Origin of the sequence: Thiomonas sp. X19, from assembly GCF_900089495.1 — a bacterium.
Lineage (GTDB): Bacteria > Pseudomonadota > Gammaproteobacteria > Burkholderiales > Burkholderiaceae_C > Thiomonas_A.
On record NZ_LT605203.1, the window covers coordinates 3031797 to 3052591 of the forward strand.

The 20795-nt window shown below is 64.5% G+C and carries 22 protein-coding genes and 1 pseudogene; 12 read left to right on the top strand and 11 right to left on the bottom strand.

What is annotated here, in order from left to right; translation table 11 throughout:
• Nucleotides 1-153: 153 nt before the first annotated feature.
• Both THIX_RS14540 and ybaL read right to left on the bottom strand, forming a co-directional pair.
• A complete protein-coding gene (locus tag THIX_RS14540) occupies nt 154-342 on the bottom strand; it encodes a hypothetical protein (protein WP_112486759.1) in 189 nt (62 codons plus the stop codon).
• A gap of 59 nt (nt 343-401) precedes the next feature.
• The gene (ybaL, locus tag THIX_RS14545; RefSeq protein WP_112486760.1) at nt 402-2105 is read right to left on the bottom strand and encodes a YbaL family putative K(+) efflux transporter; all 1704 of its coding nucleotides are present in this window, start codon (nt 2103-2105) and stop codon (nt 402-404) included.
• A gap of 550 nt (nt 2106-2655) precedes the next feature.
• On the opposite strand from ybaL, the gene THIX_RS14550 reads away from it, so the two are divergent.
• Together THIX_RS14550 and THIX_RS14555 are read left to right on the top strand one after the other, a co-directional pair.
• Entirely contained in the window at nt 2656-4035 is a 1380-nt protein-coding gene (locus THIX_RS14550) for an IS110 family transposase (protein WP_371412996.1), read from the top strand.
• A 73-nt stretch (nt 4036-4108) separates the two neighbouring features.
• Complete coding sequence (locus THIX_RS14555) at nt 4109-4597, top strand: tyrosine-type recombinase/integrase (protein WP_112486761.1); 489 nt, start codon at nt 4109-4111, stop codon at nt 4595-4597.
• A gap of 239 nt (nt 4598-4836) precedes the next feature.
• On the opposite strand, the pseudogene THIX_RS14560 reads toward THIX_RS14555, so the two are convergent.
• A pseudogene (locus THIX_RS14560) lies at nt 4837-6005 on the bottom strand (IS3 family transposase).
• Between the two features lie 163 nt (nt 6006-6168).
• On the opposite strand from THIX_RS14560, the gene THIX_RS14565 reads away from it, so the two are divergent.
• On the top strand, nt 6169-6969 hold the full coding sequence (locus THIX_RS14565) for a hypothetical protein (RefSeq protein WP_146748505.1): 801 nt from the start codon (nt 6169-6171) through the stop codon (nt 6967-6969).
• A gap of 5 nt (nt 6970-6974) precedes the next feature.
• On the opposite strand, the gene THIX_RS14570 is transcribed toward THIX_RS14565, so the two are convergent.
• The 5 genes from THIX_RS14570 to THIX_RS14590 form a co-directional block, all read right to left on the bottom strand.
• Nucleotides 6975-8164 (bottom strand): IS3 family transposase gene (locus THIX_RS14570; RefSeq protein WP_112486216.1). Its coding sequence is split into 2 segments (ribosomal slippage): nt 6975-7906 and nt 7906-8164, totalling 1191 coding nucleotides; the frame shifts between segments, so codons are not numbered across the junction.
• 62 nt (nt 8165-8226) lie between these two features.
• Nucleotides 8227-8367 (bottom strand): hypothetical protein, encoded by a 141-nt coding sequence (locus THIX_RS14575; RefSeq protein WP_233224570.1) that lies wholly within the window; start codon nt 8365-8367, stop codon nt 8227-8229.
• Nucleotides 8368-8511: 144 nt separating this feature from the next.
• The gene (locus THIX_RS14580; RefSeq protein WP_112486762.1) at nt 8512-9108 is read right to left on the bottom strand and encodes a MarC family protein; all 597 of its coding nucleotides are present in this window, start codon (nt 9106-9108) and stop codon (nt 8512-8514) included.
• A gap of 3 nt (nt 9109-9111) precedes the next feature.
• Complete coding sequence (gene xerD / locus THIX_RS14585; protein WP_371413007.1) at nt 9112-10194, bottom strand: site-specific tyrosine recombinase XerD; 1083 nt, start codon at nt 10192-10194, stop codon at nt 9112-9114.
• The gene (locus tag THIX_RS14590) at nt 10175-10804 is read right to left on the bottom strand and encodes a methylated-DNA--[protein]-cysteine S-methyltransferase (protein WP_112486763.1); all 630 of its coding nucleotides are present in this window, start codon (nt 10802-10804) and stop codon (nt 10175-10177) included. The genes xerD and THIX_RS14590 overlap by 20 nt, the downstream gene beginning before the upstream one ends.
• A 134-nt stretch (nt 10805-10938) precedes the next feature.
• On the opposite strand from THIX_RS14590, the gene THIX_RS14595 reads away from it, so the two are divergent.
• On the top strand, nt 10939-11850 hold the full coding sequence (locus THIX_RS14595; protein ID WP_233224572.1) for an AEC family transporter: 912 nt from the start codon (nt 10939-10941) through the stop codon (nt 11848-11850).
• Here THIX_RS14595 and queG read toward each other — a convergent pair.
• The gene (queG, locus tag THIX_RS14600) at nt 11812-13056 is read right to left on the bottom strand and encodes a tRNA epoxyqueuosine(34) reductase QueG (protein ID WP_112486764.1); all 1245 of its coding nucleotides are present in this window, start codon (nt 13054-13056) and stop codon (nt 11812-11814) included. The two genes, THIX_RS14595 and queG, sit on opposite strands and share 39 nt — an antisense overlap.
• A 13-nt stretch (nt 13057-13069) precedes the next feature.
• On the opposite strand from queG, the gene tsaE reads away from it, so the two are divergent.
• The 8 genes from tsaE to THIX_RS14640 all read left to right on the top strand — a co-directional run bounded on the left by tsaE (nt 13070) and on the right by THIX_RS14640 (nt 19922).
• The gene (gene tsaE / locus THIX_RS14605) at nt 13070-13642 is read left to right on the top strand and encodes a tRNA (adenosine(37)-N6)-threonylcarbamoyltransferase complex ATPase subunit type 1 TsaE (protein ID WP_112486765.1); all 573 of its coding nucleotides are present in this window, start codon (nt 13070-13072) and stop codon (nt 13640-13642) included.
• 48 nt (nt 13643-13690) lie between these two features.
• On the top strand, nt 13691-15154 hold the full coding sequence (locus tag THIX_RS14610) for an N-acetylmuramoyl-L-alanine amidase (RefSeq protein WP_112486766.1): 1464 nt from the start codon (nt 13691-13693) through the stop codon (nt 15152-15154).
• 132 nt (nt 15155-15286) lie between these two features.
• A complete protein-coding gene (locus THIX_RS14615) occupies nt 15287-16258 on the top strand; it encodes a TAXI family TRAP transporter solute-binding subunit (protein WP_112486767.1) in 972 nt (323 codons plus the stop codon).
• 13 nt (nt 16259-16271) lie between these two features.
• Nucleotides 16272-17105 carry a TRAP transporter large permease subunit gene (locus THIX_RS14620; RefSeq protein WP_233224573.1) on the top strand — a complete coding sequence of 278 codons (834 nt, stop codon included), beginning with the start codon at nt 16272-16274 and terminating at the stop codon, nt 17103-17105.
• A 128-nt stretch (nt 17106-17233) separates the two neighbouring features.
• Nucleotides 17234-18244 carry a site-specific integrase gene (locus THIX_RS14625; protein ID WP_233224574.1) on the top strand — a complete coding sequence of 337 codons (1011 nt, stop codon included), beginning with the start codon at nt 17234-17236 and terminating at the stop codon, nt 18242-18244.
• Between the two features lie 98 nt (nt 18245-18342).
• Nucleotides 18343-18855, top strand: coding sequence for a hypothetical protein (locus THIX_RS14630; RefSeq protein WP_233224575.1), 513 nt, complete (start codon nt 18343-18345; stop codon nt 18853-18855).
• 1 nt (nt 18856) lies between these two features.
• On the top strand, nt 18857-19186 hold the full coding sequence (locus THIX_RS14635) for a hypothetical protein (RefSeq protein ID WP_112486770.1): 330 nt from the start codon (nt 18857-18859) through the stop codon (nt 19184-19186).
• A 145-nt stretch (nt 19187-19331) separates the two neighbouring features.
• On the top strand, nt 19332-19922 hold the full coding sequence (locus THIX_RS14640; RefSeq protein WP_112486771.1) for an SIS domain-containing protein: 591 nt from the start codon (nt 19332-19334) through the stop codon (nt 19920-19922).
• A gap of 197 nt (nt 19923-20119) precedes the next feature.
• On the opposite strand, the gene THIX_RS14645 is transcribed toward THIX_RS14640, so the two are convergent.
• Complete coding sequence (locus THIX_RS14645) at nt 20120-20431, bottom strand: addiction module antidote protein (protein WP_199195308.1); 312 nt, start codon at nt 20429-20431, stop codon at nt 20120-20122.
• Nucleotides 20432-20433: 2 nt separating this feature from the next.
• Nucleotides 20434-20730, bottom strand: coding sequence for a type II toxin-antitoxin system RelE/ParE family toxin (locus THIX_RS14650; RefSeq protein WP_112486773.1), 297 nt, complete (start codon nt 20728-20730; stop codon nt 20434-20436).
• Between the last annotated feature and the right edge of the window lie 65 nt (nt 20731-20795).

Consider the following 20795-nt stretch of genomic DNA (forward strand, 5'->3'; position numbering starts at 1 on the left):
GCGCCTATTTCATCGTTTCGCATGCCTTCACCCGCGCCATTCAAGGAAACTCCCTCCGCACGTCGCGCGTCATGGCCCAGTCCACCTTCAACTCGATGTTCCAGTTGATGAGCACCGGATGGACGCACGCCCAGGCTGAAATCGGATTTGAGATTACTCCGATTTCAACCCATCGATTTGTGGTTTTCCGACCTCAACGGCATCTTTCGTCAAATTGGCCAACTCATCGACAAGCTCCGGGGCATCGCCATCGAAAAGGACTTCCTGGCCGACCATGATGCCCTCACCGGCCTGCCCAACCGCCGGGGGCTGCTGGAACACCTGAAAAAGTTCAATCTTCATGGGGCCGAATCAATAGGCGACTTGCTTGGACAATGGCGGGTACGGCCAACGTGCGTCCTCTACCCGGCTGCGACTTTTTTCAGCACATGGCGCGTCATGCTGAGCGCAAGCTCGTGCTCGCCCATGAATACCGCTCCCGCATGCTCGCTGCGCAGCAGCGCCGCCTCTTCCTCGCTGTGGGTGCGCACCAGAGTCTCGACCTGGGGATTGAGCCCGCGCGCGATCTCGATCATGCGCCGCGCCCGCAGCGTATCGGGGGTCGCGATCACCAACATCCGCGCCCGCGCAATATGCGCTTGAACCAGGACCGCCGGGTCCGAGGCATCGCCTGCGACGGCATGGATTCCGCGTTCGCGCAACTGCTCGACCAGCTCACGATTCTGCTCCGCCACGACGTACGCCAGCCCGTGTGCGGCCAGCGCTTCGCCGATACGCCGGCCGACGCGGCCATAGCCGACGAGCACCACATGGCCCGTAACGGCGCGCGACTCGACCGTCATCGGCAGCTCCGCCAGGGGATCATCGGGACGTTCCAGCGCGCGCGCGAGCTTCGAGCGTGACCGAATCCAGGCCTGCATGGGTTCGACGGCCTGGAACACCAGATGGTTGAACGAGATCGAGATGAGCGCCCCGGCCAGAATCAGACTCATGCCCTCGCGCGGCAGGAGTCCGAGGGAAACCCCAAGTCCCGCCAGGATGAAGGAGAACTCGCCGATCTGCGCGAGGCTTGCCGATACCGTGAGCGCCGTGTTGAGCGGATAGCGAAAGGCCAGGACGAGCAAAAAGGCGGCCAGCGATTTGCCCACAACGATGATCGCGACGACGGCGAGCACCTGCAGCGGCTGTTGGATCAGGACATTCGGATCGAACAGCATGCCCACCGACACGAAGAACAGAACCGAGAATGCGTCCCTGAGCGGCAGGGACTCTTCCGCGGCCCGATGACTGAGATGCGACTCGCGCATGACCATGCCGGCAAAAAAGGCGCCGAGCGCGAAGGAGACGCCGAACAGTTGCGCGGAGCCGTAGGCGATGCCCACCGCCGCCGCAATCACGCTCAAGGTGAACAGCTCGCGCGAGCCGGTGCCGGCAACATAGCCGAGCAGCCACGGGAAGACCCGGCGTCCGACCACCAGCATGAGGGCGACGAAGATCGAAATCTTCCCGAGGGCGATCATCAGCGTCTCCAGCAGGCCCCGGTCGATTCCTTGTGCGACCAGATCACCGCTGCCGCCGCCGAGCCATCCGGCCAGCGGGGGCAGCAACACAAGAACCAGAACCATCGCCAAATCCTCGACGATCAGCCAGCCGACCGCGATCCGACCGTTGACGGACTGGAGCAGGCCACGCTGCTCCAGCGCCTGGATGAGCACGACGGTGCTCGCCACGGAAAGGGCCAGGCCGAACACGAGGCTCGCACCCAGGCTCCAACCCCAGAGGGTGGCGACGCCCATACCGAGAGCAGTCGCTACCGCAATCTGAACGATGGCGCCGGGCAAGGCGATACGACGAACAGCCAACAAATCCGCAAGGGAGAAGTGCAGCCCGACACCAAACATCAGCAGGATGACGCCGATCTCGGCCAATTGGCTCGACAACCCGGCGTCAGCCACAAAACCCGGCGTAGCGGGACCGAGCATGACACCGGCGACCAAGTAGCCAACCAGCGCCGGCAGCTTCAGTCGGTGGGCGATCAGACCCATGATCAGGGCAAGGCCCAGACTGGCGGCGATGGTGGTGATTAAGGTGACGCTATGAGGCATGTGTCTTGTCGCCTAACGAATGGGTCGCCCGCGTGCGGTTCTCATCAGGGTCCGTGGCAGATGACATGCCACATGAATGACCGTTTGTAGTTTGGCCAGTCCGCACCTTGTTGTCCTCCCCACCACCCGATCTTTGCCTGGCTGGTCGGCTTTGAAAGAGAAGAAATTCAGACCCGCTACGCGGGTCGATGGCCACTTATCGCTTGACAGATGGGGAAGCCCTTGTAGTTTGACATGAGCGGCGGCCGTAGGCGAGCGAAGTCTGCCCGGAGGGCGTCCGCTCGATGGAATGGTTAGCGAAGTAATCGGCCCGTTGCCGCAAATCGCGCCGAAGAAACACAGCGTGCTCCGGTTGTGGCAAGGTGGAATGCGGTGCCGCGGAAGACCGATGTAGCAATGGTGCGCAATGCCCGCGGGTTAGCGTGGTCCTGGGTGACGTCATCGACATTGGTGAATCGTCGCGGCAGTTCATAGCTGGCGTGGCGATATCCCGTTTAAGAGAGTGAGCAAGACGACGTACCCGAGGCGGCACCACATTCCGCAACCGATGATGGAGCAAGCCATGATTCAACGCAATCGCAGCGTCATCCCCAAGCCCGTCAAGGCTCGTGCAGCGGCCTTGACGATCACCCACCCCAATGCCGCAGGCATCGACATCGGCAGCGCAGCCCACTTCGTGGCCGTACCGCCGGACCGCGACGACGAGCCGGTGCGTGAGTTCCCCAGCTTCACGGTCGACCTCAACGCCATCGCGGACTGGCTGATGGCGTGCCGCGTCGACACGGTGGCGATGGAATCCACCGGCGTGTACTGGATCCCGCTGTTCGAGCTGCTGGAGTCGCGAGGCTTCACGGTGCTGCTGGTGAACGCGCGGCACGTCAAGAATGTGTCGGGTCGCAAGTCTGACGTGCTCGACTGCCAGTGGCTTCAGCAGCTCATGACCTATGGCCTGCTCAGCGGCGCGTTCCGCCCGACCGAGCAGGTCTGTGTGCTGCGCTCGCTGTGGCGCCAGCGCGCCATGCTGCTCAGGAGCCAGGGCCGCGACGTCCAGCACATGCAAAAGGCGCTGACGCAGATGAACGTGCAACTCGCCAACGTGATTGCCGATGTGGTGGGCGAGACGGGCCAGAAGATCCTGCGCGCCATCGTCGCCGGCGAGCGCGACGGCCAGGTGCTGGGTGCGATGAAGAACGTGCGCGTGAAGGCCAGTGTCGAGGAGATCGCCAAGAGCCTGCAGGGCAGCAACTGGCGGGCGGAGCACTTGTTCGCGTTGAAGCAGGCGCTGGACGCCTTCGACTTCATCGGCACGCAGCTTGCCGAATGCGACACGCAGATCGAGCAGCAGATGCAAACCCTGCAGGTTCACGACGGCGAACCCGCCAAGGGCAAGAAGCGCGGCCGCGCCCGCAACGCGCCGAAGTTCGATCTGCGCACGCAGCTCTTCAAGATGTGCGGCGTGGACCTGACGCGCATTGATGGCATCGACGTGACCACAGCGTTGGCCGTGATCAGCGAGACCGGCGCGGACATGTCGCGCTTCCCCAGTGACAAGCACTTTGCGAGCTGGATGGGCCTGTGTCCAGGCACCAAGATCACGGGCGGCAAGGTGATGAGCGGCAAGACCAAACGCTGCGCCAACCGCGCAGCGCAGGCGCTGCGACTCGCGGCGGCCGCACTGCGCACCAGCCAGTCGGCGCTAGGGGCGTACTTCAGGCGCATGTGCGCGCGCATGGACAAACCCAAGGCCGTCGCGGCCGCCGCCCACAAGCTCGCGCGGCTCATCTACACGATGCTGACCAAGGGCGAGGAATACACCGACCAAGGCCAGGCCTATTACGAAGAGAGATACCGCGAGCGCGTACTGCGCCAACTGTCCCAGCGCGCCAGCAAGCTCGGCATGCAACTCGTCGCCATGCCCCAGACTGCCTGAACAATACCTTGCCCATCAACCACTTGAGGTGAGTTTCTTANAATCGGTATGGGGCTGGCGGAACATTCGCGCGATGTTCGACAATGTTGGCTACCGTCCTGGGCGCAAACCTCAGAATGCAACGCAAGAAGCAATCTTCGCCTTTCATGTCGCCTTGCGTACTGGAATGCGTAGCGGTGAAGTGTTGCAACTCGGCGCGCGCACGCTGGACGTTGGGAGGCGCGTCGCAGTTGTCGAGCATAAGACGCAGCGATACACCGGCAAGCCGCGACGCGTACCCCTGCTCTCGCCTGCCGTACGGCTCCTGAAGCCCTTCGCAGTGCAAGAACGAATCTTCACCATTGATGACGCAGACCGTGATGCATTATTCCGAAAAGTGCGCGATCGGCTGATGCTCAAGCATCTGGACTTCCACGACAGCCGTGCAACGGCCCTGACACACATGTCGCGCAAAGTACCCGTGCAGGTGTTGTCTCGCATCAGTGGGCATAAGGATATTCGCATTCTGGTCAACCGCTATTACCGAGAATCTGCAGAGGACATCGCCAAACGGTTCGCATAGGCAGGAATACGTCCCGACCCGATGCGGGTGCGGATTCCGGCTTCACTGACCACCCATTTCGGCCGCCGTTGACCAGTCCAGACACCGCTGCCGGTGATGACCAATTTCTAACTCAGGACACTGATATGGTCGCTCTTGTCAATAGGCGCAGGGTTTCGATGTGGATCCAGTGGCACGGGGTGATGCGGCACAAGTCTGCTGACCTTGCCCGCGATTTCCGGATCCCATAGCTGAGACCGTTATGCGGCTTGCCTATCCTGGGCGGCAAGCCAAGCCCTTTCGAACTGCATCGGGCTGACGTAGCCCAGGGATGAGTGAAGTCGCCGGTGGTTGTAGAAGTTCAGCCAGTCGACGATTTCGTCCATGGCGTCGCGTCGGGTCTTGAAGCGCTGGCCGTGCAGCCTTCCGACCTTGAGCGACCCCCACAGACTTTCCGTCGGAGCATTGTCCCAGCAATTGCCTTTGCGGCTCATCGAGCTGAGCATGTCATAGCTGCCCAGGGCCTTCTGGAAGTCGGCGCTGCAGTACTGGTTGCCGCGATCCGAATGGAAGATCAGCCCAGCCTGCGGACGGCGCCGGAACCAGGCCATGTGCAATGCATCGATCACCAGGTCGCGCTTCATGTGCGGCTTCATCGACCAGCCGACCACCTGACGGCTGAACAGATCGAGGACCACCGCCAGATACAGCCAGCCTTCGTCGGTGGCCACGTACGTGATGTCGCTGGTCCACACCGCGTTGGGCGCCTGCGGCTGGAACTATCGATCCAGCAGGTTGGGCGCCACCGGCAACTTGTGATGGCTGTCGGTCGTCGCCTTGAACTTGCGCTTGCCTCGGGCCCGGATGCCGTGCAGGCTCATGAGCTTGCGCACACGCTCCTTGCCCACGCGAATGCCGCGTGCCAGCAATTCCTTCCAGATCCTGGGCCAGCCATACTCGCCGCGGGACTCGGCGTGAATGGCCCGTATGTGAACCAGCAGCGCATCATTGCTGATGCCGCGCCGCGGGCGTGTCGAACGCACGCGGTGCTCGTGGTAGCCGCTGGGGCTCACACACAGAACCTCGCAGGCCAGCGACACCGACCAGCAGTGGCGGTGTCGTTCGATCCCGGCGTACTTCACCCCCGCTCCTTCGCGAAGTACGCCGTCGCTTTTCCCAGGATGTCGCGCTCCATCTTCACCCGCGCCAGCTCCGCACGCAGCCGCGCAATCTCCATCTGCTCCGGGCTCACGGGCTTGCTGCCAGCTCCGATGAGTCGACCGTCACGATCGGCTTTGACCCAGTTGTGCAGCGTCTGCTCGGCAATGCCAAGAATCTTTGCCGTCGCTGACAGGCTTTGTCCGCCCTTGACCAACCGCACTGCCTCCAGCTTGAACTCCAGCGTGTAGCGCGCCCTCGTTGCCTTCATCACTTCCGTTCTCCTTGCCTGTACTCAACCATTCAGCAAGGGATCCGGTTTCCGGGGGCAAGCTCACTCCGTTTCCCGCCCCCGCTGACGTCGGCGTGCGTCGACTTGCATCCGCTCTGTCCTGTGCTGAGATGGTTGGCATCCCCATCCCGGAGAGCCCACGATGCCAACCCGCCCCACCCCTCACCCCACCCCCCAAGCCTCATCCCCAGCCCCCTCCCCACCCCCATCGCCGCGATGCAGCCGCCTGGCCGCCCTGCGCGACATCCTGCTCGTGCTGTTCTGGACCGATTCGCCGGCCGGCCACCGCATCCGCCTGGGGCTGCAACGCCGCTTCGCACGCCGTGGCCAATCCCCCCAGGGCGCACGTCGCATGGCCGGCCTGCGTCTGGCCGCCGCGCTGGGGCTTGCCACCCTGTTCGCCCCCTGGCTGATCCTGGCCGCCGCCCTGGGCAGTGCCGCCCTGGCTTGCCGTTCAGCGGCAATGAGCCAGACATTCCTGCTGCTGGCCTTCGCCCTGGCCGCGCTCTACGGCCGCGGCATCCTGCACCTCGGCCGAGGCGATGCCTGGCTCAAGTCCATCTTCCGGGTCAGCGGCCAGGACCTGCAGGCGCTACCCCTGGACGCCACGCTGGCGCGGCTGCAGCCCCAAGCCCTGGGAGGCGAGACCCTGCGGCACTGGCAGCGCGCCCGGCGCTGGGCCTGGGCAACGGTGGCGCTGCTGCCGGGACTGGCTTGGGGTCTGGCGTGGAGTGTGGGCTGGATCCTGGCCCACCGGCCGGCAGACGGGTGTCTTGCGCTGATCTGGGTGCTGGGCACAGCGCTGGGGCTGGCGATGTGGCTGCCCAGCCGCTACGACCACCACGTGGTCCTGGCCTTCGGCCTGAGCCTGGATGCACCCCAAGCCACCGAGACAGCCGAAGCCACCGAGACTGACCTTGCCCCTGGAATCCGTATCCCATAGCCGACTCATGCACTGGCGTGCCGGGGTTGGTTGGCGAGCCAGTTTTCTTCGAACCGCATCGGGCTGACATAGGCCAGCGTCGAGTGCAGTCGGGTGCGGTTGTACCAGAGCATCCAGGCGACGACTTCGTCCATGGCCTGGCGCCGGGTCTTGAAGCGTTGCCCGTGTAGCCGCTCTACCTTCAACGAGCCGAACAGCGTCTCGCTGCAGGCGTTGTCCCAACAGTTGCCGCGACGGCTCATCGACGCGGTGATGCCGTATTCGGTCAGCGCATCACGGTAGTCCTTGGCAGCGTATTGGCTGCCGCGGTCGCTATGGAAGATCAGCCCGGCCTGCTTGCTCGGATGGCGCTTGAACCACGCCATGCGCAAGGCGTCGATGACGATGTCGCGCGTCATGTCCTGGCGCAGGCTCCAGCCGATGACTTGACGACTGAACAAGTCGATGACCACGGCCAGGAACAGCCACCCTTCGTCGGTGGCGATGTACGTGATGTCGCCCGCCCAGACCTTGTCGGGCTCGGCCACGTTGAATTGTCGGTCGAGCAGGTTGGGTGCGATCGGCAGGTCATGGTTGCTGTCTGTCGTGACCTTGAAGCGGCGCTTGCCCTTGGCGCGTATGCCATGCCGTTGCATGAGTTTCTGAACCCGCTGCTTGCCCACCCGGATGCCCCTGGCCAGCAGTTCCTTCCACGTGCGTGGCCAGCCGTAGCCGCCGCGCGTCTCGGCATGAATGGCCAAGATGTGCACCAGCAGCGCATCGTCGCTCAGGTGGCGACGCTGGGCAGCGTTGGCACGGCGAGCGAAGTGCTCGTGGTAGCCGGCCACGCTGACACCAAGCACCCGGCACTGCACCGAGATCGGCCACACACGGCGGTGACGTTGGATGAAGGCGTACTTCACTTCGCTGCCTTGGCGAAGTACGCCGTCGCTTTTCCCAGGATGTCGCGCTCCATCTTCACGCGCGCCAGCTCGGCCCGCAGCCGGCTGATCTCCATCTGCTCGGCGCTCACGACCTTGCTGTCGGCACCGGTAAGCTTGCCCTGCCGGTGGGCCTTGACCCAGTTGAACAGCGTCTGGTCCACCACGCCCAGCGTGCGCGCCGCCGCCGCGATGCTCTGGCCGCCTTCGACCAGGCGCACCGCCTCCTGCTTGAACTCCAGCGTGTACCGCGCCCGCCTTATCGTCTTCGTCATTTCTATATTCTCCTTGCTTGGATTGAATCACTCAGCAAGGGATACGTTTTTCGCGGGCAAGGTCACTTCTTCGGCGCCATCAGATCACAGTAGTCCAGAAAATCGTGGATTTCGCGACGCAGCAGGATGCTGGTATCGACCAGGTTGCCCAGGAACTGGGCCAGGTTTTCGCGGTCATTCTGGGTAATGGGCAGACTTTCCATGATGCTTGGCTCTCTGTATCGTGGTTTTTCGGCGGCAATGTGCCTCAGGTCGCTTCAGGCGGATCGAAGTCGAGTCGCCGCTTGCCATCGTAGCCACCTCGAAGGGTGATGCGGCCGCCACCGCGCGCATCCCGGGTTGCTCCTTCAGCGCAGAAAATAGGTCCGCAGCCCGCCCAGCAGCATATTGACGGCGATGGCGGTGAGGATCAGGCCCATGAGTTTTTCGCCGGCGCGCATGACCGAGTCGCCCACCCATTTCAGCAAGGTCTCGGCCATGAGCAGCAGGCCGCCGGTGATGACGATGGCGCCGCTGAGCGCGGCCACCCAGGTCCACATTTGCCCCGGCTGGCGCGAGGTCAGCAGCAGCACCGTGGCCAGCGCCGAAGGGCCGGCCAGCAAGGGCACGGCCAGCGGGAAAACCATCGGTTCCTTGCCGTCGGTTCCACCGAAGATTTCGGACGTGGTGGAAAAAATCATCTTGATGGCCACCAGCAGCAGGATCACCCCGCCGGCCACCTCCAGCGCCGGCTGGCTCAGGCCCATGATGCGCAAAAAACCCTGCCCGCCCCACATGAAACCCAGCAGCACGAGGTAGGCGATGCCGATTTCGCGCAGCGCCACCGGCAAGCGGCGCTGCTTCGGCAACTGCCGCATGATGGCGATGAAAAACGGCAGGTTGCCGAAGGGGTCGAGGATCAGCAGCAGCAGGATGAAGGCCGACCCGAAGTCGTTTTGCGCCATGCATTAGCCCCGGGGATGGTGATGCGCGTGCAGTTGCTTCAGCCGCTCGCGCGCGACATGGGTGTAGATCTGCGTGGTGGAAATGTCGGCGTGGCCGAGCAGCAATTGCACCACGCGCAGATCGGCGCCGTGGTTGAGCAGATGGGTGGCGAAGGCGTGGCGCAGAGTGTGGGGCGAGAGCGGCGCGTCGATGCCGGCGCGCAGCGCGTGGCGCTTGAGCAGGGTCCAGAACATCTGCCGCGTCATGCCGCTGGCGGCGCGCTTGCCGGCGCGGCCACTGCGGCGGGTGATGAACAGAAAATCGCTGTCGCCCTCGCCCAGCAAGGCGGGCCGGGCCTCGCGCGCATAGCGTTCCAGCCAGGATGCGGCTTGTTCGCCGAACGGCACCAGCCTGTCCTTGCCGCCCTTGCCGGCCACCACGCGCACCACGGCATCGGCCAGGCTCAGGTGCACGGCCTTGAGCGCGACCAGTTCGCTCACGCGCAGACCGCTGGCGTAGAGCAACTCCAGCATGGTGCGGTCGCGCAGGCCCAGCGGCGTGTCCACATCCGGCCCCAGCAACAAGGCCTCGACCTGGGCTTCGCTCAAGGTCTTGGGGCGCCGTGCCTGTTCGCGCGCGCGTTCGAGCTTGAGCGTGGGGTCGTCGGCGCGCAGGCGCTCGCGCAGAGCCCAGTGAAAGTAGCGTCGCAAGGCGGCCAGGCGGCGGTTGGACGCCGTGGCCTTGCTGCCGGCGAAGCGCGCGGCGAGATAGGCCAGCACGTCGGCCTCGGTGGCGGCGGGCAAGCCCGGGCTGCCGGCATGCGCCAGCCAGCGGGCGAACAGGGTGAGGTCGCTGCGGTAGGCCGCCAGGGTGTTGGCGGACAGGCCCTGTTCCAGCCAGAGGGCGTCGCAAAAGCGCTGAATACCGTCGACACATGCGGCGGGCGCCTGCGGCCAGTCCGGGTGCGCGGTCTGGCGGCCGCGTCGGCGCATGGTGGTCGTGGGTGTGGCGGCGCCGGCCGCTTGGCTGGGCACCTGACCCGCCGGCCGCGCTGCGCCTGCGCTTCTGGCTGCGGCGGCTTCGGCTTCAGGCATTGCCCGCTCCAGGATGCAGACTTTGCGCCACGCCGCCCGTCGCGACAGCCTCCGCAGGCTGTGACTGAGACAACCCAAGCGCGGCTTGCGCCCCTTCGGTGGCTGACTCCCTCTCGTGCAGCAGCAACCAGCGCTTGATGCGCAGCAACTCGCCTGCGGCATCGGTCGAATGGGCGAAGCCCCCCAAGCCAGCAGCGGCGACGATGCGGTGGCAGGGAATGACCGGCGCATAGGGGTTGGCGCCGCAAGCCTGGCCCACGGCCCGCGCCGCGCTGCCGAGTTGGCGCGCAGCCTCGCCATAGGTGCGCGTGGCGCCGCGTGGAATCTCGCGCAGCAAGGCCCAGACGCGGCGCTGGAAGGCGGTTCCGGCGGCCGCCAAAGGCAAGTCGAAGCGATGGCCCGGATCGCGGCAATAGGCTTGCAACTGCGCCTGCACCTCGCGCGCCAGCGGGGTCCGCGCGGCTCGGGGCGGCGTGGCCGCGGGCAGGTATTCGAGGGCGCGCACTTCCGTCTCGCTGCAGCGCAGGCCGAGCTTGCCAAAAGGCAGGTCGAGCACGGCGTCCCAACTGGGCTGAAGTGCTGGCTGGGCGAAGCGTTGCGGCACGAGGTTCGAGGCAGACATGGTTCGATGCTAGTCGCGTCAGGGCTATGGATGTCGCCCCAATCCGTGACAGTCCCCACCCCTCCCCACCCCTCCCTACCCATGCGGAGGGGCCAGCAGTGCTGTGCGTAAGGTGAATGAGAAACCTGCTCGGTATGCTGCGCCTCATGTCGCACAACGCCATGTTGCTGTTCCCGGACTTCGCGCTCATCGCGCTGGGCTTTGCCTTGTCGCAATGGACTTCGCTCAAACGCGATGTCTGGGGCGGGGTCGAGCGACTTGTCTATTACGTGCTGTTTCCGGTGCTGCTGTTCTCCACCAGCAGCCGCGGGTATTACACCCTGGCTGGTGCTTCGTCGGTGCTGCTGGCCGGCATCGGCGCGCTGCTCTGCGGCATTGCCCTGGCTTACGCGGCGTTCTGGCTGCGGGCCGACAAGCGCTGCACCGCCAGCGGCGTGCAATGCGCCTTCCGCTTCAACTCCTACATCGCGCTGGCCGTGGCCGACCGGCTGGGCGGCGCGCAGGCGGTGTCGCTGGTGGCGGTGCTCATCGCCTTCGGCGTGCCGCTGTGCAATGCGGCGGCGGTGTGGGCGCTGGCCCGGCACGCGCAGCGGGGCTTGTTGCGCGAGCTGCTGCGCAATCCCTTGATCGTCGCCACGGCGGCTGGGCTGGTGGCGCACAGCCTGGGGCTGAGGCCGCCGGAGCTGGTGCTGCCGGTGCTCGACCGCATCGGCAACGCTTCCATTGCGATGGGTTTGATGACGGTGGGCGCGGGCTTGCAGTTGCGCGGCATTCACCGCGAATGGCGCCTCACGGTGTGGCTGATGGCCGTGCGCCATGCGCTCATTCCGCTCATCGCCTGGGGCCTGGCGCTGTGGTTGCGGCTGACGCCGCTGGAAGCCATGGTGGTGGTGATGTTCGCCGCCATGCCCACCGCGTCCAGCGCCTATGTGCTGGCGGCACGCATGGGCGGCGACGGACCTTATGTGGCGGGGCTGGTCAGCCTGTCCACCCTGCTCGGCGCCGTGTCACTGCCCGTGTTCCTCAGCCTGATGCACTTTGGCTGAAGCTTCGACCCGGGACGATCCCGCCTGCTGCGCCAGGGCCCAGACGATGTGCTCGGCCACCAGAGGTGTTGCGGCGGGCAAGGCAGCACGCAGCGCGGTTTCGATGTCCCGCTGCAAGGCATGCGCGGCAGGCAGGCTGCGGCGCGCATTGCCCAACGCCACGGCCACATTGCGGCGCAAGCGCTCGAAGCCGATGCGACGCATGGCGCTGCCTTCGGTGCGCTGCAGAATGTCGGCCTCGCTCCAGGCCCATAGCTGCAGCAGGCTGGCGCTGTCGAGTCCGTGGCGAGGGGCGAAGTCGGGCAGCGGCGAGGTCTGTGCGTATTTGTTCCAGGGGCAGATGAGTTGGCAGTCGTCGCAACCGTAGACGCGGTTGCCCATCAAGGGCCGCAAGTCCTCGGGAATGGGGCCGGCCAGCTCGATGGTGAGGTAGGAAATGCAGCGCCGCGCGTCCAGCGTGTAGGGCGCGACGATGGCGCGGGTGGGGCAGATGTCGATGCAGCGGCTGCAACTGCCGCAATGCTCCTGCTGCGGCGCGTCCACCGGCAGCGGCAGGCCGATGAACAACTCGCCCAGGAAGAACGTCGACCCGGCCTCGCGGTTGAGCAAGAGCGTGTGTTTGCCGCGCCAGCCCAGGCCGGCGCGTGCCGCCAGCGCCACCTCCAGCACCGGAGCGGAGTCGGTGAACACGCGCACCACGCCGGGGTCGGTGCGGGCGGCGATGAAATCCGCCAGCTTCTGCAACCGCGCGCGCAGCACCTTGTGATAGTCGCGGCCGCGGGCGTAGACCGAGACCACGGCGGCTTGCGGGTCGGCAATGCGCGCCCACTCGGCGTCGCGCCAGTCGGCCGCGGCGGTGGGTGTTTCAGGGGGCGACGCGGTGGGCGGTTCGGTCGCCAACGAGGTGGATAAATGGGCGGGCAGGTAGTCCATGCGCGCAGTGATGACGCGCAGCGTGCCGGGCACCAGTTCGGCGGGGCGCGCACGCTTGCTGCCGTGGCGCGCCATATAGCCCATTTCGCCGTGGAAACCGGCGTCCAGCCAACGCTGCAACTCGGCTTCGGCTGCGCCGAGATGCACGTCGCTGATGGCGATTTGCGAGAATCCCAGTCGCTTCGCCTCCGTCCGGATGTCCACGGCCAAGGCCGCCAGCGCCGCTTCATCGGGTGCTGGATTCACTTCCATCTGCTCCCTGCGGTCGTCCATGCCGCGATGCTAAATGCCCGAGCGCATCTCCCCCGCGTCTGCACCCCGATCACCTGCCGGCTCCATGCCGATGTCACTGCGCCTGCACTGCGCCGATGAGGCCGCCACCGTGGCGCTGGGGACCGCCTTGGCGCGCGCCCTGCTGCAACACGATCTCCCCGGCGCGCTGATCACCCTGCGCGGAGACCTCGGCGCGGGCAAAACCACGCTGGTTCGCGCCATTTTGCGTGGCTTGAAGGTCACAGGTCGGATCAAAAGTCCCAGTTACGCCCTGGTCGAATCCTATGCAATCGACCGAAAATCCCTAGAACTAAAGGGAACTCTGCAAACGTACGCCTATCATATTGATCTCTATCGGTTTTCATCGCCTGACGAATGGGATGATGCCGGCTTGCGCGAGATGCTCGACGGGCAAAGCCTGTGTCTGGTCGAGTGGCCCGAGCACGCGCCGGCCCTGCTCCCGCAGGCCGACGTGGATCTTGCGTTCAAACCGGCCGCTGAAGGCCGGGCGATTGTCTTGCAGAGTGGCAGCGCATTGGGGGCTGCCTTGCTTCAACAGCTGGCGTCTGCGCAAGCGGGCGCCTGACCACGCACCAGGACACGGTCTGGTGCGCCTCGCCAGGGAGTGCCCGCCATGAGTGCCGATCGCCGCCAGTTCCTCATTCAGACCTCCACCCTCGCGCTGCTGCTCACCACGCCCATGCTGGCGCGTGGCGCCACCATCCTTTCGGTGCGCGTGTGGCCTGCAGCGGACTACACCCGGGTGACGCTGGAATCGGACCAGCCGCTGACCGCAACCCATTTCCTGGTGCCCAAACCGCCGCGCCTGGTGGTGGACGTGAAAGGCCTGGAACTGAGCCCCCAGCTCAAAGAGCTGGTCGGCAAGATCAAGCCTGACGACCCCTTCATCAAGGACGTGCGGGTGGCGCAATACGCGCCTGGCGTGGTGCGCATGGTGTTCGACCTGAAGCAGGCGGTGAAGCCCCAGGTGTTCAACCTGCTGCCGGTGGCCGCTTACGAAAACCGCATGGTGTTCGACCTTTACCCGGCCCAGGGCGACCGCCTGCTGGCCTTCATGGACCGCGAGGCGGCGCTGGACGGCAGTCCCGCGCCGGCAGACGCTGCGGGCGCTGCGCTGACGTCGCCATCCGCCTCGCGGTCAGCCCGCGTCGCGCAAGCCAAGCCCGACAGCCTGGGCGACTGGATCAGCCAGCATCGCGCCGAACTCGACGGCACCGGCCCCGCACGCCAGCCCGAAACCTTGGCGCGCGGCAACGCTGGCAGGCGCAACGAATCCGGCATGCGCCAGCCCGATGCCCTGGTCGCCGACAACAACTCGCGAACCCGAACCTCGGAGCAGCCGATGCGGCGCGACCGGCGCCCCGAGCGCAGCGTGCTGCTGGCGATCGACCCCGGCCATGGCGGCGAGGATCCCGGCGCCACCGGGCCGTCCGGCGTGCATGAAAAGGACGTGGTGCTGCTCATCGGCCGCCACTTGCGCGACCTGGCGATGAACACGCCCAATATGCGAGTGATGATGACCCGCGACAGCGACTTCTTCGTGCCGCTGTGGATGCGCGTGGAAAAGGCGCAGCGCGCCAACGCCGACCTGTTCACCTCCATCCACGCCGACGGCTGGTTCACCCCGGAGGCGCGCGGGGCCTCGGTCTACTGCCTGTCGGACGGCGGCGCATCGAGCGTGGAGGCACGCATGATGGCGCAGCGCGAGAACGCTTCCGACGCCATCGGCGGCATCGACATCAACTCGCGCGACTACCAGGTGGCCAAGGTGCTGCTCGACATGTCGACCACGGCGCAGATCAACGCCAGCATGAAGATGGCCGGCCCGACGCTGAAGAAAATGGGCAGCCTCGTGCACCTGCATTCGCGCCAGGTGCAGCAAGCGAGTTTCGTCGTGCTCAAGTCGCCAACCGTGCCGTCGATGCTGGTGGAAACCGCCTTCATCAGCAACCCCGAAGAAGAAGCGCGCCTGCAAACGCCGGCTTACCGCAAGCAAGTCGCCCGCTCCATTTTCGAAGGCATTCGCGAATACCTCGCCACCAACCCACCGCTGGCGCGGCGCCGTACCCTGGTTTGACAGCGTTCGTCCCCGTTCGGCCACGCAGGCGACGATTCCCCGGCACGCATTCGTGTTTTCCCGGATGCGCCTGCAGTCGGTTCTCGTAGCATCATTTCCGTTTGTAACTTATGCAAGCAACGGAGACTCGACATGCTCAAAACCCCTTCATTGGCCCGCACCGCGGCATCGCTCATCGCGGGCTTTGCGCTGGCTGCTGCAACGGCAGTTCAGGTTCACGCGGCCGAGTTCATCACCATCGCCACCGGCGGCACCAGCGGGGTGTACTACCCCCTGGGTGTTGCGCTATCGCAGGTCTACACCAAGGCCATCCCCAGCGCCAAGACCGCGGTGCAGGCCACCAAGGGCTCGGTGGAGAACCTCAACCTTCTCGAAGCCGGTCGCGCCGAGGTCGGTTTTTCGCTCGGCGACTCGCTGTCGGACGCGTGGAAGGGTGACGCCGAAGCCGGCTTCAAGGCGCCATTGAAAAAATTGCGCACCATGGCCGCCATCTATCCCAACTATGTGCAAATCGTGGCCAGCGCCGATTCGGGCATCAAGACCCTGGCGGACCTGAAAGGCAAGCGCATTGCCGTGGGCGCGCCGAAAAGCGGCACCGAACTCAACGCCCGAGCCATTCTCAAGGCGGCTGGCCTGAGCTATGCGGATTTCGCCAAGGTGGAATACCTGCCCTTCGGCGAGTCGGTGGAGCTGATGAAAAACCGCCAGCTCGACGCCACCTTCCAGTCGGCGGGTTTGGGCGTGTCGTCGCTGCGCGATCTGGCGGCGACGCAAAAAATCGTCGTCGTCGCCATCCTGGCCGAGGTCGTGGCCAAGGTGGGCGATGCGGCCTATCAGGCGGGCATGATTCCGGCCAACACCTACGAGGGCCAGGCCACCGAAGTGCCCACCGCCGCCATCCGCAACTTCCTGGTCACACGCGAAGGCCTGAGCGACGAGATGGTCTATCAGATGACCAAGGCCATGTTCACCCATCTGCCGGAGCTGGTCGCGGCCCACGCAGCCGCCAAAGCCATCAACCTGCAAATGGCCGCCAAGGGCTCGCCGGTCCCGCTGCATCCAGGCGCGGAGAAGTATTACCGCGAAGTGGGCGTGTCGAAGTAAGGCGCGCAGCGTGATGAACCATCCCCAGGCAGACGCCCACCCGCATCTCGGGCACGGCCACCACGCCGTCCCCGAGCCTTCCGACGCCGGACACCAGCGCAAGCTGCATGGGCTGGCGCAGCGTGTGGTGATGACCGCAGCCCTCGCCTTCTCGGCCTACCAACTGGTGGTGGCGGCGTTCTCGCCCCTCTCCAGCCTGGTCATGCGCTCCTTGCATGTGGGCTTTTTGCTGCTGATGATTTTCTGGGTCGTCCCGGCCTGGAAGCGCAAGCGCTGGATGCAGCAAATTCCCGGGTTCGATTGGGTGCTCGGAGCCCTCGCCTTCACCCTCGGCCTGTACCACTGGGCCTTCGAGGCCGAGCTCATTCAGCGCTCGGGCGATCCCACCACGCTGGACTTGCTGGTGGGCGCGGCCACCGTGGCGCTGTTGTTCGAAGCCGCGCGGCGCAGCCTGGGCCTGGCGCTGCCGCTGGTCTGCGGCCTGTTTCTGCTCTACGGCTTGTTCGGCCAATACCTGCCGGATGTGGTCAGCCATCGCGGCTATGGGCTCGATCAGATCATCGGCCAGCTCTATCTTGGCACCGAGGGCATCTACGGCATTCCGACCCTGGTCTCTGCGACCTACATCTTCCTGTTCATTCTGTTCGGCGCGTTCCTGGAGCATGCCGGCATGATCCGGCTGTTCAACGCCCTGGCGCTGGGCCTGGTGGGCCGCGCGCGCGGCGGCCCGGCCAAGGTGGCGGTGATTTCATCCGGGCTGATGGGCACCATCTCCGGCTCGGGTGTGGCCAATGTGCTCACCGTCGGCCAGTTCACCATTCCGCTGATGACGCGCAATTACAACTAGGCTGTGACCCGCATGAATGCTTGCTCTGCTAGTATTTATTGCTCAATTAAGGGGAATCCAGGGGGAATGCAATGGCGGCAATCGAACAACGGAAAACGGGATGGCGGGCGCAGGTTCGGCGTCGAGGCATGCCGTCAATCTCGCGCACCTTTGACCTCAAAGCCGACGCCGAAGCCTGGGCGCGGGAGATCGAGCGTGAAGTCCAACGGGGCAATCTCGCTGTCTTGCGCGACGATGCCGGAAAGATCACGATTGCCGATGTTGTCCGCAGCTACAGAACGGCGGTGGTTCCACGGTTGAAGTCGAACAGTGCCTCTCAATACGTGCGCGGCGTTGAGGCTCGGTTCGGCGCGCACTTCGTCGGCGCCGTGCGCGGCGTCGATGTGGCGGCATGGCGGGATGACCTGCTCAGGTCCGGCCTGGGCAGTCAGAGCGTCATTCATCACCTCAACATGCTGTCGGCGATCTATTCCTTCGCGGAAAAGGAACTGTCGATTGCCCTGCCTGCCGGCAACCCTGTTCACGCCATCAACAAACCCAAGCTGCCACCAAGCCGGGAGCGGCGCCTGATGGAGGCAGAGTACGAGTACCTGCTGCGTGCTGCCGATGCCAAGCGCACGCGCTATGCCGTGGGCCTGCGGCAAGTGCTCATCTTCGCCGTGGAGACTGCGGCCCGCGCCAGTGAAATCCTGGCGTTGCGCTGGGCTGATGTTGACTTCTCCAGGCGTACCTGTCGCATCCGCGGCATCGGTGGGCGGGAAACCAAGAATGGCGATCCGTTCCGCGTTGTGGCCCTGTCCAGCGAAGCCATTGCGGCCCTGCAGGCCCTGCCCCGCCGCATCGATGGCAAGGTGTTCACCTGGAAAACACCACCGAGCATGGAAAGTGTGTGGACAAGCTGCAAGGCGCGGGCTCTCAAGCTCTACCTTGCCGACTGCGCCGCCTCCAACACCAAACCCGATCCCGCCTTCCTGGCCGATCTGCGATTCCATGACTTGCGCCACGAGGCCACCTCACGCTTGTTCGAGAAGGGCCTGGGCGTCATGGAGGTGGCCAGCATGACAGGGCACAAGTCGCTTGCCATGCTCAAGCGGTACACCCACGTCGAGGCCGAGAAGCTGGCTGCGAAGCTGGGGTGAACTTCAGACCTTGCGTCACGGAAAAACCCTAAATGCGACGGATAAGGACGAAAAATGGGCAAAATCTATTGCATGAGAATACACTCCAACGCACCATGATGAGCTATAACGCGACAGCGAACGCAGTGATCGGTGACTTCAGTCGCCGCACCTCGCGCATCCTTTCCCCCCGGCGATTGTTCCTTTTGTTTTTGGTGCCGCCCCTGCTCGTTAGGCATCTAGCGAAAGCCAGTCGCGAAACCGCTCGCATCCATCTTGACGTTCTCGAATACCGCGCTATCCTGGGCCGCGCTTCCGACGAGGCATGGGTGTTTGACCCTGATCTTGCGCTCGTGGACCAGTTCGAGAAGCTGAAGGCTTCTGCATTAAGGATGCGCGCCAGCGCTCTGCGCATAGCAACTTCTAGTCGAATTCACCAACGCCTGCGTAATTCCGAGCGTGCAGCACTAGATCTGGTTCAGATTTGCGCCGAGCTTTACGACACGCTGTGCGCGATTCAGGAAGACATTTTGGAGCATGATGCAGACCATGCTCTGAAGGTGCAAGACATGGCCGCCAACTCCCCTGAAGAGCTTGACGCGCTCTTGGCTCGGATCGCATCCACATCCTGAGATGCCGCGTCTGATTATCGGCATTGATGCCAGCAATTCTGTATTCCTTCGAACTCTAGATCGAGTGCGTGACCTACAGCGTAGGCGAGAGATCATCCAGACGCTGCGGAGCTTGTTCCTTCTTGACCTTGATGCGCCGCCTGCGAAATTGCACCTGCACCAACTGACCAGCAAGAGCGGCGAATCGCGATTGAATGCTAAGCAGCGGGTTCCAATTTGGACGGTCCACGTAACGGCTGATGATGCCTATAAAGCGAGCTTCACGTTTGAAAGTGGAACAGCTTATTTCCGCGCCATCAAACACCATGACGCGCTAGACAAAGAGCCTTAGACCATGGTCGTCCGCCAAGTACCATGGCGTCAAATTTCGCCTAGTGCACGATGCGCTTACGGACCTGATGCAGGCCTGGGGGGCTTGAACAGGTCTACCTGGACAAACTCAAGGCCGGGGCGGATGTGGTGAAGATGCGGGCGTGATGGTGAACATCAAAGACATCTTGGAAGCTGAAGCCCGCGCCATCCGCTCCATCCCTGCAGACAACCCCTTTGGGGATTCAGTTCAGTGCTTCCTCGCCTCGGCCCGTGCCGGGGGCAAGGTGGTCGTCTCCGGCGTTGGCAAGGCTGGCGGCATCGGCGCGAAGATCGCGACGACGCTGTGCTCGGTTGGTGTGCCCTCGATCTTCCTGCACCCGCTTGAGGCCCAGCATGGCGATCTGGGGGTGCTTGGTGTCCATGATTGCCTGCTGCTCATCTCGAACTCGGGCAAGACAAGGGAGGTCGTCGAATTGGTGCATCTGGCGCGGCGACTGCACCCGGAAGTGCGGATCGTCACGATCACGGGCAAGCGCGGCTCGGAACTTGCCGCGTGCTCAGACCTGGTGCTGTGGACGGGAGACCCCGCCGAAGTCTGCCCGTTGGGCCTGGCTCCCACGACATCAACGACCGTGATTTCAGTGATTGGCGATGTGCTTACGGTGCTGGCCGTCCAGCTCGGCGGTTTCACCCGCAACGACTATGCGCTGCGGCACCATGGCGGGTACTTGGGCGCGGTGGCAAAGTTGAGGTGATGCTGCGCGTTGCGCGACATTCAAGGAATGATAAGTGACGTTATCATTCCAGCGATTTTTTGCGCGCAAGTCCGGCGCGCGAAAGTTGGAGCGGCTGGCATGACAGGGCGAAGCCCGCGCGTAGCGCGCCCCGCGGGGGCTGGCGTGACGAAAGTCGCGGGCGGCTCCAAACCGGGCTCGTCATCTTTGGCCAATTATCAGCCACCAACATGTACGGGCTGCGCCACCAGGCGCACCCCTAGGGCCGCGCATACGCGGTTGATGGTATCGAAACGCGGATGCGCGCCGGGGCGCAGCGCTTTGTACAGCGCCTCGCGTGCGATGCCCGTTTCCTTGGCGATATCGCTCATGCCGCGAGCACGGGCGATGTCCCCCAGCGCGGCCGCGAGCAGCGCCGGGTCGTTGGCGTCAAGAATATCGGTCAGGAAGGCGGCGACAGCTTCCTCGCTGTCGAGATACGGCGCCGCGTCGAATGTCGGCAGGTCGGCGACTTTGATGCGTTCTGGCATGATCAATCCTCCAATTGCGCGGCCAACTTCTTGGCACGCTTGATGTCGCTCTGCTGCGTGCGTTTGGAGCCCCCAGCCAGCAAGACGATAACCTGGCCGCCGCGCTGGGTGAAGTACACCCGCCAGCCCGCGCCAACGTGGATGCGCAGCTCGTGGACACCCTCGCCGACCGGTTCCACATCGCCCAGCAGCCCGAGTTCCAACCGCTTGATGCGCGCCACCACGACGCCGCGCACCGTGGCATCGGTCAAGCCATCGAGCCAAGCGGTGAATTGTGGAAGCGGCTTGACCATCAACATGATGCGATTGTAATCGAACGATTACAGTTAATCAAGACTCAAGACCTGACTCCGACGAATGGGCG

What these genes read in the sequence shown, in the direction of transcription:
- ybaL (WP_112486760.1), bottom strand. Translation starts at nt 2,105, where the DNA reads ATGCCTCATAGCGTCACCTTAATCACCACCATCGCCGCCAGTCTGGGC.
- THIX_RS14550 (WP_371412996.1), top strand. Translation starts at nt 2,656, where the DNA reads ATGGAGCAAGCCATGATTCAACGCAATCGCAGCGTCATCCCCAAGCCC.
- THIX_RS14540 (WP_112486759.1), bottom strand. Translation starts at nt 342, where the DNA reads ATGAAGATTGAACTTTTTCAGGTGTTCCAGCAGCCCCCGGCGGTTGGG.
- queG (WP_112486764.1), bottom strand. Translation starts at nt 13,056, where the DNA reads ATGGACGACCGCAGGGAGCAGATGGAAGTGAATCCAGCACCCGATGAA.
- THIX_RS14645 (WP_199195308.1), bottom strand. Translation starts at nt 20,431, where the DNA reads ATGCCAGAACGCATCAAAGTCGCCGACCTGCCGACATTCGACGCGGCG.
- THIX_RS14590 (WP_112486763.1), bottom strand. Translation starts at nt 10,804, where the DNA reads ATGTCTGCCTCGAACCTCGTGCCGCAACGCTTCGCCCAGCCAGCACTT.
- THIX_RS14565 (WP_146748505.1), top strand. Translation starts at nt 6,169, where the DNA reads ATGCCAACCCGCCCCACCCCTCACCCCACCCCCCAAGCCTCATCCCCA.
- THIX_RS14580 (WP_112486762.1), bottom strand. Translation starts at nt 9,108, where the DNA reads ATGGCGCAAAACGACTTCGGGTCGGCCTTCATCCTGCTGCTGCTGATC.
- THIX_RS14615 (WP_112486767.1), top strand. Translation starts at nt 15,287, where the DNA reads ATGCTCAAAACCCCTTCATTGGCCCGCACCGCGGCATCGCTCATCGCG.
- THIX_RS14630 (WP_233224575.1), top strand. Translation starts at nt 18,343, where the DNA reads ATGAGCTATAACGCGACAGCGAACGCAGTGATCGGTGACTTCAGTCGC.
- THIX_RS14635 (WP_112486770.1), top strand. Translation starts at nt 18,857, where the DNA reads ATGCCGCGTCTGATTATCGGCATTGATGCCAGCAATTCTGTATTCCTT.
- THIX_RS14575 (WP_233224570.1), bottom strand. Translation starts at nt 8,367, where the DNA reads ATGGAAAGTCTGCCCATTACCCAGAATGACCGCGAAAACCTGGCCCAG.
- THIX_RS14625 (WP_233224574.1), top strand. Translation starts at nt 17,234, where the DNA reads ATGCCGTCAATCTCGCGCACCTTTGACCTCAAAGCCGACGCCGAAGCC.
- THIX_RS14595 (WP_233224572.1), top strand. Translation starts at nt 10,939, where the DNA reads ATGCTGCGCCTCATGTCGCACAACGCCATGTTGCTGTTCCCGGACTTC.
- tsaE (WP_112486765.1), top strand. Translation starts at nt 13,070, where the DNA reads ATGCCCGAGCGCATCTCCCCCGCGTCTGCACCCCGATCACCTGCCGGC.
- THIX_RS14555 (WP_112486761.1), top strand. Translation starts at nt 4,109, where the DNA reads ATGTTCGACAATGTTGGCTACCGTCCTGGGCGCAAACCTCAGAATGCA.
- THIX_RS14650 (WP_112486773.1), bottom strand. Translation starts at nt 20,730, where the DNA reads ATGTTGATGGTCAAGCCGCTTCCACAATTCACCGCTTGGCTCGATGGC.
- THIX_RS14620 (WP_233224573.1), top strand. Translation starts at nt 16,272, where the DNA reads ATGAACCATCCCCAGGCAGACGCCCACCCGCATCTCGGGCACGGCCAC.
- THIX_RS14640 (WP_112486771.1), top strand. Translation starts at nt 19,332, where the DNA reads ATGGTGAACATCAAAGACATCTTGGAAGCTGAAGCCCGCGCCATCCGC.
- THIX_RS14610 (WP_112486766.1), top strand. Translation starts at nt 13,691, where the DNA reads ATGAGTGCCGATCGCCGCCAGTTCCTCATTCAGACCTCCACCCTCGCG.